The following is a 12,631-nucleotide window of genomic DNA, read 5'->3' as shown; positions in this document are numbered from 1 at the left end:
AGGGCTCTCAGCTAGCGAGCTAAGCAAGGTGGATTAGATCACCTTGTGCGGACCGAAGCACTCGTAGTGGATACGATCTTGCTCAACACCCATATCCAGTAATTGCTTGGCGATGTGTTGCATGAAGCCAACCGGACCACAGAAGTAGAATTGCATTGATGGCTCAGCGATTTGCTCTGCAACCTGTGATAGGTCCATCAGCCCTTCAAACTCGAAATCTTCTGCCGGACGATCGCTTGCCTGTGGTGCGTTATACCACGTAGTTGTCGTGATGTGGTCGTGCTGGTCAGCCATGGTCGCCACATGCTGTTTGAATGCATGGTGCTGACCGTTTTCCGCTGCATGTAGCCAGTTAACCGGTGCCTGGTGCGCCGTTAGTGTTTCTAGCATTGATAGGGTTGGGGTCAGACCGACACCAGCAGAAATCAGAGTAACGGGGGTTGTTGCCTCAACATCAAGGAAGAAGTCACCAGCAGGTGCTGCTAGTTGTACCTTATCGCCAACTTGCAGTTCATTATGTAGGTGGTTAGACACGATACCACCGTCTTCGCGTTTGACCGAAATACGGTAGCTGTCGGTTTGCGGTGCTGAAGAAAAGCTGTATTGGCGAATTTCTTGGAATTCAAACGCTTCAGGTTGTAGGTAAATGCCTAGGTATTGACCCGGCTTAAAGCTCGCGACAGGACGACCATCGGTCGGCTTGAACGTAAAGCTAGTGATCACTTCTGATTCTTGCTGCTTAGCAACCAGTTCAAACTCGCGCGTACCACGCCAGCCGCCGTCTTTGCCTTCGTTTTCTTGGTAAATTTCTTCTTCACGCTTGATGAAAATGTCAGCCAGTACACCGTAAGCCTCTGCCCATGCATCAAGCACTTCTTGTCCTGGAGATAGTAGATCATCGATTGTGCCCAACAAGTGACCGCCGACAATCGCGTATTGCTCTGCGGTGATCATAAAACTGGTGTGCTTATGAGCAATTTTTTCTACTGCGGGTAGTAGGGCGGCAAGGTTTTCAATGTTGTTTGCGTAGGCACAAATGGCATTGAAAAGTGCTTCGCGTTGGTCGCCATTACGCTGATTGCTCATATTGAAAATATCTTTCAATTCAGGATTATGGCTAAACATACGCTCATAGAAGTGCGCGGTAAGTGCAGGGCCTGTTTGAGCAATAACAGGGGCGGTTGCCTTTACGACATCAATAGTTTGTTGGCTAATCATTACTACTATCTCTTGAAAGTTGTATTTATTATATATGTTTTAAGTTGTATCCGATCTGTATCTTTTAGTCAATAACAAGATTAGAATAGTTGCAGGAGGAGTTATTGTGCAGTTAACAAGTTTTACCGATTTTGGCTTGCGGGCATTGATTTATCTTGCCACCTTGCCTGAAGGCGAATTAGCCAGCATTACAAAAGTCACCGAAGTTTATGGTGTGTCGCGTAACCATATGGTCAAGATCATCAATAAGCTTGGTCAGTTAGGTTATGTAGAAACTGTACGTGGTAAAAACGGCGGTATTCGTTTAGGCATGGCAGCGCAAGATATTGTGATTGGTGATGTAGTGCGTGCCATTGAGCCACTACAGATTGTTAATTGCAGCGAAGATTTTTGCCACATTACGCCAGCTTGTCGCCTGAAAGGTGTGTTAGCGACAGCTCGTGAGGCGTTCTTGAATGAACTTGATCAGCATACATTGGCAACCATGATAGATGACAACCCACCGTTAAGGGTGTTGTTGGATGTACCCGCTGAGCCTCTGAGTTAACCTCTGCAAACTCTTTCTTCGAGAGGCACAGATCTGTGCCTTTGTCTTATTTGGGGAGTGAAGTCGTTGTGCCGTTGTGCACAAAATTTGTACTTGGCTCCCATCTGTTCACCTATGGTCTGGATATACTAGAGCTATGTCCTCGCCAATATGGATCTATTTATGCCTAAAGGTACTACCGATTTACCGGTCGATCCTTTCCGCGATCGCGAAGCGTCAAACTACGAAAACCCAATTCCAAGCCGAGAAATGTTGCTTGATGTGATCCGTGGTTTCAGTACGCCAGTTAGCCGCGACCAACTGTTTACTGAGTTGAAATTGGAAGGGGATGACCAATACGAAGGGCTACGTCGTCGTTTACGTGCGATGGAGCGAGATGGTCAACTTATTTTCACCCGTCGCCAATGTTACGCCTTACCAGAGCGTCTTGATTTGATCAAAGGTCATGTCATTGGTCATCGCGACGGATTTGGCTTTATCCGCCCTGAAGGCAGTGTGGGTAAAGACGACGATTTACTATTACCCAACCACCAAATGCGCGGTGTGTTGCACGGTGACTATATTCTAGCGCAAGCGGATGGCGTCGATAAACGCGGTCGTCGTGAAGCGCGTGTGGTACGTGTATTACAAGAGCGTACTGGCCAAATTGTCGGTCGATTCTTTGTCGAAGACGGCATGGGCTATGTGGTGCCGGATGATTCTCGTATTGCCCAAGATATCGTGATCCCGAACGACCAGCGTCTTGGCGCTCGTATGGGTAACGTTGTCGTGGTTGAGATCAGCCAGCGTGCCACACGTCAGTACAATGCCGTGGGTAAAGTGGTGGAAGTGCTCGGTGAAAATATGGCACCGGGGATGGAAATTGAAATTGCTTTGCGTACCCACGATATTCCCCACGAATGGCCTGTGGAAGTTGAAAAGCAAATTGAAGGCTTAGGCGAAGAAGTCCCAGAAGAGGCTAAGCAAGGCCGTGTGGACTTACGTGATCTGCCATTGGTAACCATTGATGGTGAAGATGCGCGTGACTTCGATGATGCGGTTTACTGTGAGCGTAAAAAGTCGGGTGGCTGGCGCTTATGGGTTGCGATTGCGGATGTGAGTCACTACGTGCGTCCGGGGACTGCACTAGATAAAGAAGCAACTAACCGTGGTAACTCGGTGTACTTCCCATCGCAAGTGATCCCAATGTTGCCTGAAGTGTTATCGAACGGTTTGTGTTCGCTTAACCCGCAAGTGGATCGCTTGTGTATGGTGTGTGAGATGACCATCTCAGACTCCGGTAAGCTATCAGGTTACAAGCATTACGAAGCGGTCATGAACTCTCATGCGCGTCTGACTTACACCAAAGTGAGTAAGATGCTAGACGGTGATGAAGAGTTGCGTGAGCGTTACCAGCACTTGGTACCACACCTTGAAGACTTGTACGGAATGTACAAGGTGATCAAGCAAGCGCGTGAAGAGCGTGGTGCAATTGAGTTTGAAACCATTGAAACGCAATTCATCTTCAACGCCGATCGCAAGATTGACCGTATCGTGCCGGCTGAGCGTAACGAAGCCCACAAGATCATCGAAGAATGTATGATCATGGCGAACGTGGCGTCAGCACGTTTTGTTGAAAAAGCAAAAGAGCCTGCTCTGTACCGTGTACACGATAGCCCAGGTGAAGAGCGCCTTACTGGTTTCCGTGATTTCTTGGGTGAGCTGAGCTTGAATTTGTCGGGTGGCCTTGAGCCGTCACCGCGCGATTACGCTGCGCTGGCTGCGATGATCCAAGACCGTCCGGATAAAGAGCTTATTCAAACCATGCTGCTGCGCTCCATGAAGCAGGCGGTGTATCAGGCTGATAATATTGGTCACTTTGGTTTGGCGCTGAAACAGTACGCACACTTTACGTCACCAATTCGTCGTTACCCAGATTTGACCTTGCACCGTGGGATCAAATACTTAATTGCCAAGCAAAATGGTACTAATACTGATCGTTGGACACCAACGGGTGGGTACCATTACTCGGTGGATGATATCGATGTACTGGGCGAGCAGTGTTCAACCACTGAGCGCCGTGCTGACGATGCGACGCGTGATGTGGCTGACTGGCTAAAATGTGAATACATGCAAGACCACCTAGGCGATGTGTTCGACGGTGTGATTGCTAACGTAACGGGCTTTGGTTTCTTCGTACGCTTGAACGAGCTGAATATCGATGGCTTGGTACACATTTCTAACCTTGCCAACGATTACTACCAGTTCGACCCAATCGGTCAGCGTTTGATCGGTGACAGTTCAGGTCAGGTGTACCGCCTTGGCGATAGCGTGAAAGTGAAAGTCGCGGCGATTAACCTTAACGATCGTCAGATCGATTTTGATGTGGTTGACTCATCACGCAAAGCGCGTGGTGCAGGTAAAACCGCGAAAAATCGAGAGAAGAAACAGCGCATGCGTAAGGCGCAAGGTCTGCAACGTCAGAGCCTAAAGACTTACCGTGTTGACGGTGGTGAAGCGCAATTGGATGCGGAACAAGAGCACCGTGCGAAATCGAAAAAAGAGCGTTCTTCAATCCGTCAAAAACTGAAAGCGGGCGCAATCCCGAAAGAAGGTGACAAGAAGAAGCCAAAAGGTCGTAAGACTGACGATGTAAAACCGAAAACCGCAGGCAGAAAGAAGCCGTCTTCCACTGCCCGTAAAAAGAAAAAGCAACGCGCAGGTAAAGCTGAGCGCGCGGCTAAAAAGGCGAAATAATGAGTAATGACATGATTTTCGGCATTCATGCCGTCAAAGCTGTGTTGGCAACCGATCCAGCGCGTTTCATCGAAGTATTTGTTCTGAAAGGCCGTGAAGACGACCGTCTACAGCCTGTCTTAGATGAGCTAACCATGCTGGGTATCACTATGCAGCAAGCGGGGCGTAAAGCGTTGGATGACAAAGCCAAAGGCGCCTCGCACCAAGGTATCATTGCCCGTGTTCGCCCAGGCAAGCAATACAATGAAAATGACTTGGATGCGATTTTGGCAGGCCAAGAAAATCCACTGTTGTTGATTTTGGATGGTGTGACCGACCCGCATAACCTTGGCGCTTGTTTGCGTAATGCCGATGCGGCGGGTGTAGCTGCGGTTATCGTACCGAAAGACCGCTCAGCGCAACTTAATGGCACGGCTTCAAAAGTTGCATGTGGTGCGGCAGAAGTGATGCCGTTGGTACGTGTGACTAACTTGGCTCGTACTATGCGTCAGCTACAAGACAAAGGCGTGTGGATTGTGGGTACTGCGGGTGAAGCGACGCACGATGTGTACCAAAGCAAGTTAACTGGTCCATTGGCTATCGTGATGGGCGCAGAAGGTGACGGTATGCGTCGCCTAACGCGTGAGACTTGCGATGATCTTATTAAGATCCCAATGGCTGGTACGGTATCGAGTTTGAACGTGTCGGTGGCAACGGGTATTTGCTTATTTGAAGCGGTGCGCCAGCGCCAGGCCTAAGCAAGCTCAGCACTAACGTTTGTGCTCAGTAGAACAGCAAAGGGTTACGGTTAATGTAACCCTTTTTTTGTGGTTGTGAGTTGGCGATTGCGATTGATCTTTATTTGGTTCTCTCGCGTGAAAACACTTGCGCCAACTGTCCAATCTCTGTACTATTCTGCCTCCAAATTCTCGGTTATTTACTTTAGTTCCTTGCTTCTCTTGGAAAACCGAGCCAATTCGAGAAGCTGATTAATCCGTAAGGAGCAACCAATGCGTCATTACGAAATCGTATTCATGGTGCACCCAGATCAAAGCGAGCAGGTTGCTGGCATGATCGAGCGTTACACTGGTGCTATCAAAGATTCTGGTGGTCAGATTCACCGTCTAGAAGATTGGGGCCGTCGTCAAATGGCTTACCCAATCAACAAACTGCACAAAGCACACTACGTTCTAATGAACGTTGAAGCTGAGCAGTCTGCAATTGATGAGCTAGAGTCTAACTTCCGCTTCAACGATGCTGTGATCCGTAACATGATCATGCGTACTAAAGGCGCTATCACTGAGCCATCTCCAATGATGAAGGCTAAAGAAGAGCGTGCACCACGTCGTGAAGAGCGTGCAGAGCAAGCTGCTCCAGCACAATCTGAAGGCGAAGCAGCAGCTGAGTAATTTGTAAATGACCAATCGTCTGGAGTTATCTGGCGTTATCGCCAAAGACCCCAAACGAAGCCAGTCCCCGGCGGGCGTACCTCATTGTCACTTTGTGCTTGAGCATCGTTCTTACCAAAGGGAAGCCGATTTACCACGCCAAGTGTATTGTTACATTAACGTGGTGGTCAGTGGCCAAGGTCAACAAAGACTCACTCAAGATTTAGCTGTCGGTAGTCACATTAAGGTAGGGGGCTTTGTCTCGTACCAAACCGGCCGAAATGGCATCGGTAAATTAGTGTTACACGCCGACCACATTGAAAAAAATTGTTCAGGAGATTAGCCCATGGCACGTTTCTTCCGTCGTCGTAAATTCTGCCGTTTCACTGCAGAAGGCGTACAAGAGATTGACTACAAAGACGTAGCAACTCTAAAAAACTACATCACTGAAGCTGGTAAAATCGTACCAAGCCGTATCACTGGTACTCGCGCTAAATACCAACGTCAGCTAGCTCGCGCTATCAAGCGTTCTCGTTACCTTGCACTACTACCATACACAGACAAGCATCTGTAATCGGTAGCAGTTAAATTAAGTTTAAGAGGACATAGATAATGCAAGTTATTCTACTTGATAAAATCGGTAACCTAGGTGGCCTTGGCGACCAAGTTAACGTTAAATCTGGCTACGCTCGTAACTTCCTTATCCCACAAGGTAAAGCAGTTATGGCAACTAAAGCTAACGTTGAAATGTTCGAAGCACGTCGTGCTGAGCTAGAAGCGAAAGTTGCTGAGCAACTATCTGCTGCTCAAGCTCGTGCTGAGAAACTAGCTGAACTAGAAGCAGTTGTTATTGCTTCTAAAGCTGGTGACGAAGGTAAACTATTCGGTTCAATCGGTACTCGTGACATCGCTGACGCTATCACAGCGGCAGGTGTTGCAGTAGCGAAAAGCGAAGTTCGTCTACCTGAAGGCGCTCTACGTAATACTGGTGAGTTCGAGATTTCTATCCAACTTCACTCTGAAGTATTCGCTAAGATCAACCTAAACGTTGTTGCTGAAGACTAATAGCGTTTGGAATTGATACTTAAAACCAGCCCTCGGGCTGGTTTTTTTGTATCTGGCGTTTGGTGACCACGGGTACGTGGGTATATCTGCGCAAGCAAGGTGGCTGGTCAGATAGGCGATGGCGGGTTAAATCTTAAATAACAGTGTCATGGTCAAGGTCGAGTCGCGCTTGTTAAGCCCTTCGGGTACCCAAGTGTTGTACTTTTGCGTGTTACTGACCTTAATCGCAATGTGTTCGGTGATCGAACTGGTTAGGTTTACTTCTGCTTCTAAGGTGCTATTACTGTTGCCACCGATCCCAGTGAGTTTGGTGCTCAGCTCTATCGCTTTAGCTGGTTTCCAAGTGAATTTAGCGCTACCACGAAGGATGATTTCTTGTACCGTTTCAGGTACCACGATGTCATCATCATCAATCTCATCAAAGTTCGGGTCTTGAAAACGGTAACCTGGGCCTGCTTCTACTTCCATCTGAAAGGTTTCACGGCGGATCAACTGGTAACCTAAACCGGTCGCGAGAATAAAGTCGTTAAAGTACGGGCCGTAGCGATCATTGGTGTAATTGGCGTTACCCAAGACATAAGCGCGTTCGTTGATCTTCATATCGCTCTGTACTTCCAACTGCCCTTTACGCTTATCTTCCTTCTCGTTCTTGGTCGCCAATAGGTATTTGGCTTCCATGGTGTTCCGGAATTGGTTTTTCACATAGGTCAGCCCTAAACGACTGTTCAGTGATTGGCTGTTGGAGTTGCCCGATAGCGATTGGTAGCCCAATTCGATTTCGGTCTTTAATGGCGAGGGTGGGGCTTTCGTTTCTTCATCTTCGGCGTAGGCAGTGCTAGTCGCCAGCAGCAGTGTTGCTGTTGCAAGCAGGTATTTAGCCACGCGGTATTCTCCTATTCGGAACCATTGATGAAAGAAAGGTGTGAGTGTACCGCAATATTGTCAACTTTTGGTCAGGAATTCGAATTGGTGGAGCGATTAGACAGAAAAGGCGCATAATAGTCGGCAGCACTGCGATACCTGACTCAGGTTATGGCGGCATTGTTACGACATAAACAGGGAATAAGGTATACTATCAGGCTGAGTTTTTAGTAAGTACGCGATCCCCTTATGGCTGAAAATAGTAAACCGAAAAAACAACGAGATACCCAGATGGATGCGATCAAGATGCCACCGCATTCATTGGAAGCCGAGCAATCCGTATTGGGTGGCTTGTTGCTGGATAATGAAAAATGGGACTCAGTTGCAGAAAAAATTATCGCGAGTGACTTTTATAGCCGTCCGCACCGAATGATTTTTGAGTCGGCAGCCGTCTTGTTAGAAGGGGGCAAACCGCTTGATTTGATCACCCTGTCTGAGCAGTTAGAGCTGACCGATAATCTAGAAGATGTGGGTGGTTTTGCGTACTTAGCCGAGCTAGCGAAAAATACGCCATCGGCAGCTAACATCGCCGCATATACCGATATCGTACGTGAACGTGCGATGGTACGTGGCATGATCAGCGTCGCGAACGAAATTGCCGATGCAGGTTACGATCCGCAAGGGCGTACCAGTGAAGATCTGATCGACATGGCGGAAAGTAAGGTGTTCGCGATTGCCGAGCAACGCACCACTGAAAACCAAGGTCCGCAAAACGTTGATACGATTCTTGAGAAAACCCTTGAGCGTATCGAACTGCTGTATCAAAAACCGCAGGATGGCGTGACTGGGGTATCGACCGGTTTCTCTGATCTCAATAAGAAGACCGCAGGTCTGCAAGGGTCGGACTTGATCATTGTGGCGGCACGTCCATCGATGGGTAAAACAACCTTTGCGATGAACTTGTGTGAGAACGCAGCAATGGAGCAAGAAAAGCCAGTGCTGATCTTCTCGCTAGAGATGCCTTCAGAACAAATCATGATGCGTATGCTGGCATCCTTGTCACGAGTGGACCAAACCAAGATCCGTACTGGTCAGCTTGATGATGAAGATTGGGCGCGTATTTCTTCTACTATGGGTATCCTGATGGAGAAGAAAAGCATGTACATCGATGACAGCTCAGGTCTGACACCGACCGAAGTACGCTCCCGTGCTCGTCGTATCGCCCGTGACCACGGTGGTATCAGTCTTATCATGGTCGACTACTTGCAGCTAATGCGCGTACCGGGTCTGCAAGATAACCGTACGTTAGAAATCGCTGAGATTTCACGCTCGTTGAAAGCGCTAGCGAAAGAGCTGAACTGTCCTGTTGTTGCCCTCTCACAGCTTAACCGCTCGTTGGAGCAACGTGCCGATAAGCGTCCAATTAACTCAGACTTGCGTGAATCTGGTGCCATCGAGCAGGATGCCGACTTGATCATGTTCATTTACCGTGATGAGGTTTATCACGAGAACAGTGAACTCAAAGGCATTGCCGAAATCATCATTGGTAAGCAACGTAATGGTCCTATCGGTACTGTGCGTTTGACCTTCCAAGGTCAGTACTCACGTTTCGATAATTACGCAGGTCCTGCGTTTGATGAAGAATAACTTGGTGCATATTAAGCACTAATATGCGTAAAAAGCATTGCGATCCCCCTGAATACACAGATAATTGCAGGCATTGGTTTAACAATAATAATTAGGAACTTGCGATGAAAGCGGCCACCGCCTATATCAACACGGATGCACTACAACACAATATTGCACAGCTACGGGTCAAAGCCCCAGACAGCAAAGTGCTGGCGGTTGTAAAAGCCAATGCGTACGGTCACGGTTTGTTGCCAGTGGCGCAGCATTTGGCCGAGGTTGATGGCCTAGGGGTGGCGCGGATCGAAGAAGCGTTAACGCTTCGTGCCGGGGGGATTGTCAAACCTATCTTACTGCTTGAAGGCTTTTTCAGTGCCACTGATTTGCCAGTATTGGTCACCAATAATATTCATACTGTGGTGCACTGTGTCGAACAACTTGAAGCCTTAGAGCAAGCGACGCTTGATGCCCCTGTGGTGGTTTGGCTCAAAATCGACACGGGTATGCATCGTTTGGGGGTTCGCCCTGAGCAATTTGATGATTTTGTGGCACGCTTACACGCTTGCCCGAATGTAGCCAAACCATTACGTTACATTAGTCACTTCGGTTGTGCTGATGACCTCAGCAGTGATGTCACCAACCGCCAGATCGAATCTTTTTTAACCCTGACCGCAGGTTGCAGCGGCGAACGTTCGTTGGCAGCCTCGGCTGGGGTGTTAGCATGGCCTGATAGCCGTCTTGAGTGGATCCGCCCGGGCATTATTATGTACGGGGTGTCTCCTTTTGTTGAACCTGAACGTTACGCCAGCGCGTATGGTATGAAGCCTGTGATGACATTAGCGTCATCCTTGATCGCGGTGCGTGATGTTAAACAAGGTGAAGCGGTGGGGTACGGTGGTACTTGGGTAAGCGAGCGCGATACCAAAGTTGGGGTGATCGCGATTGGCTACGGTGATGGTTATCCTCGCTCGGCTCCAAACGGCACTCCTGTGCTGGTCAACGGACGTATTGCGCCGATGGCAGGACGAGTGTCGATGGATATGCTCACGGTCGATTTAGGCCCAGATGCAACCGACAAAGTGGGTGATGAAGTGATTCTGTGGGGTAAAGGATTACCTGCAGAAGTGGTGGCTGAACATGTTGGCACTATCGCGTACGAGCTTGTTACTAAGCTCACATCGCGAGTCGCTATGGCCTATGTTTAGTCGACAAGCGCTAGCAAAACAACGGAATGAGATTTTTTGAAAAAACGACACTCATATTTTAGCTTGCTATTGGCAGCCTCATTGAGTTTGCCTACGATGGCCGATACAACATGGCCTGAATACGAACCCGATGTCAATGTCGTCCCTTTTGCTTTCTCGACCGATTCGATGGGCTTTTCCGTCGGGGTTGCGGGGTTAATTAAAGGGGCGGGACAGCCGCAATCGGCGTTGATTGGTGCTGGGTTGATGACCGACAAAGGCACTTGGATTTCTTACTTTGGTGCCAACAATTACACTCTCTCTGCAGATAGCCGCTGGTTACTTGGGTTAGAACTCTATTCCGCTTCTTACAAAAAGTTTGATTACTTTGTTGGACCAGGCACTTCTAATGACTCGACTGCCGATGACGCCATTGTTGCTGATGCGCGGGAAGATGAATACCGTTTTACCGCCCGTTATATCTTGCCGTTGGGGGCAGCCAAATCCAATGGCTTGATGGCAGCACTGCGCCCTAATCGTCCGGTCACAGGTAATGTGCCATGGGAGAGTGGGGTCACGTCGATCGAGTTTCGCCCTTTCTATCAAGGCCGCAAATTTGCCAATGAATCGCTGTTTCCCGTGCCAGATAAAGCCAACAACTCTGATTCTGTCTACGGGCTAGAAACTCGCCTTGATTGGGATAACCGTAATAACAGTCGTAACCCAACCGAGGGTAGCCGTAGCCAATTTACAGCGACCTATGATCCGGGAAGTAGCGACCGCGCTAGCTGGATGAAGTGGGAAGCGAGTCAAAGTTGGTTTTGGGATGTAGGGCCGCTGGGCGAGTTACTCGATCAGCAGGTCGTCGCATTCAACATTTATACTGCTGACACCCCGACTTGGAATCAAACTGAAAATATCGGTGGACGCGAAGTGTATAACCGTCCGCCGGAATATGCTGCTAACAGTTTAGGTGGCTTGTACCGTTTACGTAGCTTCCAAAGCAACCGCTATGTGGGGCGCTCGGCGATGAGCTACAGCATGGAATACCGTGTGTTGCCCGATTGGCAACCGTTAGGCGATTGGCCGATTTTCAATTGGTATGATGTGCCTTGGTGGCAGTGGGTCGCATTTGCGGATGTGGGCCGTGTGGCTGATGACTACAACTTGGTTGAGCTTCATAAAGACATGAAGTGGAGTGCTGGTGGTGCAGTACGTTTCCAAGTAGAAGGTATTGTGGTTCGCGCTGAGATGGCATGGGGCAGCGAAGATAATATCTTCCGAGTGATGGTCAACCAGCCTTTCTAATTCGCGCGAATTTTTTACGTTACACTATGCTTAACAGCGAGCCGACAGTCGGCTCGCTGTTTTTGTTTATGGTGCCTTATTCGCCCTGTAATGTAATGACGATACGGCGGCTGCCACCAAAGTCGCGGTGTTCGCCTAAATAGATCCCTTGCCAAGTCCCAAGGTTAAAGCGGCCATTACTGATCGGCAGCGTGAGGCTATTGCCCAGTACCGAGGCTTTGATATGCGCGGGCATATCGTCGTCACCCTCATAGGTGTGTTGGTAGTATGGGGCGCGTTCAGGGACGAAGTGATTAAAATGGGCTTCCATATCACTGCGCACGGTCGGATCGGCATTTTCATTGATGGTTAAGCTGGCAGAGGTATGCTGAATAAACAGGTGAGCAAGGCCAACCGAGATAGATGATAATTCTGTAATTTGTTGTTCAATTTCAGACGTGATCAAATGAAAGCCACGACCACGGGGTTTTAGTTCGATTGTTGTTTGAATCCACATAATACTTGCCTTAATGCCTCACCTTTGGTGCAATCAGCGTTAGATGATACTCAATTAGTGTCATTTTTCAGCGTGAATAAGTCTTTATTTTCGTGACCTGACGCAATGCAGGTGGTGATACCTTAGCGTCATAATTGCTAAAACGTTGTAATATTCCATAAAGATAGTCACGAATAAGACTACAGAAAACAACATTCTACTTAATCGGGGGTCCATTGGTGAT

The 12,631-nt window shown here is 48.5% G+C and carries 13 protein-coding genes; 10 read left to right on the top strand and 3 right to left on the bottom strand.

All coding sequences use genetic code 11. The features are described from left to right. Positions 1 to 33: 33 nt before the first annotated feature. Positions 34 to 1,218: an NO-inducible flavohemoprotein gene (gene hmpA, locus A3K86_RS00385; protein WP_068325955.1), complete on the bottom strand. Its 1,185-nt coding sequence runs from the start codon at positions 1,216 to 1,218 to the stop codon at positions 34 to 36. Between the two features lie 106 nt (positions 1,219 to 1,324). Between hmpA and nsrR the strand changes: the two genes are divergently transcribed. The 7 genes from nsrR (at position 1,325) to rplI (ending at position 6,933) form a co-directional block, all read left to right on the top strand. Continuing rightward, positions 1,325 to 1,765: a nitric oxide-sensing transcriptional repressor NsrR gene (gene nsrR, locus A3K86_RS00380; RefSeq protein WP_068325954.1), complete on the top strand. Its 441-nt coding sequence runs from the start codon at positions 1,325 to 1,327 to the stop codon at positions 1,763 to 1,765. 162 nt (positions 1,766 to 1,927) lie between these two features. Beyond that, positions 1,928 to 4,501: a ribonuclease R gene (rnr, locus tag A3K86_RS00375; RefSeq protein WP_068325953.1), complete on the top strand. Its 2,574-nt coding sequence runs from the start codon at positions 1,928 to 1,930 to the stop codon at positions 4,499 to 4,501. Next, positions 4,501 to 5,238 (top strand): 23S rRNA (guanosine(2251)-2'-O)-methyltransferase RlmB, encoded by a 738-nt coding sequence (rlmB, locus tag A3K86_RS00370; RefSeq protein ID WP_068325951.1) that lies wholly within the window; start codon positions 4,501 to 4,503, stop codon positions 5,236 to 5,238. The genes rnr and rlmB overlap by 1 nt, the downstream gene beginning before the upstream one ends. Before the next feature lie 252 nt (positions 5,239 to 5,490). Further along, positions 5,491 to 5,889, top strand: a complete 399-nt coding sequence (gene rpsF / locus A3K86_RS00365; RefSeq protein ID WP_068325949.1) for a 30S ribosomal protein S6 — start codon at positions 5,491 to 5,493, stop codon at positions 5,887 to 5,889. Positions 5,890 to 5,896: 7 nt separating this feature from the next. Further along, positions 5,897 to 6,211, top strand: coding sequence for a primosomal replication protein N (gene priB, locus A3K86_RS00360; protein ID WP_068325942.1), 315 nt, complete (start codon positions 5,897 to 5,899; stop codon positions 6,209 to 6,211). Positions 6,212 to 6,214: 3 nt separating this feature from the next. Further along, positions 6,215 to 6,442: a 30S ribosomal protein S18 gene (gene rpsR, locus A3K86_RS00355; RefSeq protein ID WP_005421136.1), complete on the top strand. Its 228-nt coding sequence runs from the start codon at positions 6,215 to 6,217 to the stop codon at positions 6,440 to 6,442. A gap of 38 nt (positions 6,443 to 6,480) precedes the next feature. Beyond that, entirely contained in the window at positions 6,481 to 6,933 is a 453-nt protein-coding gene (gene rplI, locus A3K86_RS00350; protein ID WP_068325940.1) for a 50S ribosomal protein L9, read from the top strand. A gap of 126 nt (positions 6,934 to 7,059) precedes the next feature. Here the strand turns inward: rplI and A3K86_RS00345 are convergent, their stop codons facing one another. Continuing rightward, on the bottom strand, positions 7,060 to 7,815 hold the full coding sequence (locus tag A3K86_RS00345; RefSeq protein ID WP_068325935.1) for a DUF481 domain-containing protein: 756 nt from the start codon (positions 7,813 to 7,815) through the stop codon (positions 7,060 to 7,062). 228 nt (positions 7,816 to 8,043) lie between these two features. Between A3K86_RS00345 and A3K86_RS00340 the strand changes: the two genes are divergently transcribed. The 3 genes from A3K86_RS00340 (at position 8,044) to A3K86_RS00330 (ending at position 11,912) form a co-directional block, all read left to right on the top strand. Continuing rightward, on the top strand, positions 8,044 to 9,441 hold the full coding sequence (locus A3K86_RS00340; protein ID WP_068325930.1) for a replicative DNA helicase: 1,398 nt from the start codon (positions 8,044 to 8,046) through the stop codon (positions 9,439 to 9,441). Positions 9,442 to 9,545: 104 nt separating this feature from the next. Beyond that, positions 9,546 to 10,625, top strand: coding sequence for an alanine racemase (gene alr / locus A3K86_RS00335; RefSeq protein ID WP_068325927.1), 1,080 nt, complete (start codon positions 9,546 to 9,548; stop codon positions 10,623 to 10,625). Between the two features lie 96 nt (positions 10,626 to 10,721). Beyond that, on the top strand, positions 10,722 to 11,912 hold the full coding sequence (locus A3K86_RS00330; protein WP_068325924.1) for a BamA/TamA family outer membrane protein: 1,191 nt from the start codon (positions 10,722 to 10,724) through the stop codon (positions 11,910 to 11,912). A gap of 76 nt (positions 11,913 to 11,988) precedes the next feature. Here the strand turns inward: A3K86_RS00330 and A3K86_RS00325 are convergent, their stop codons facing one another. Continuing rightward, the gene (locus A3K86_RS00325) at positions 11,989 to 12,408 is read right to left on the bottom strand and encodes a secondary thiamine-phosphate synthase enzyme YjbQ (protein WP_068325922.1); all 420 of its coding nucleotides are present in this window, start codon (positions 12,406 to 12,408) and stop codon (positions 11,989 to 11,991) included. Between the last annotated feature and the right edge of the window lie 223 nt (positions 12,409 to 12,631).

This window comes from Photobacterium jeanii (genome assembly GCF_001650345.1).
Lineage (GTDB): Bacteria > Pseudomonadota > Gammaproteobacteria > Enterobacterales > Vibrionaceae > Photobacterium > Photobacterium jeanii.
This window is presented reverse-complemented; position numbering and strand designations above follow the sequence as displayed.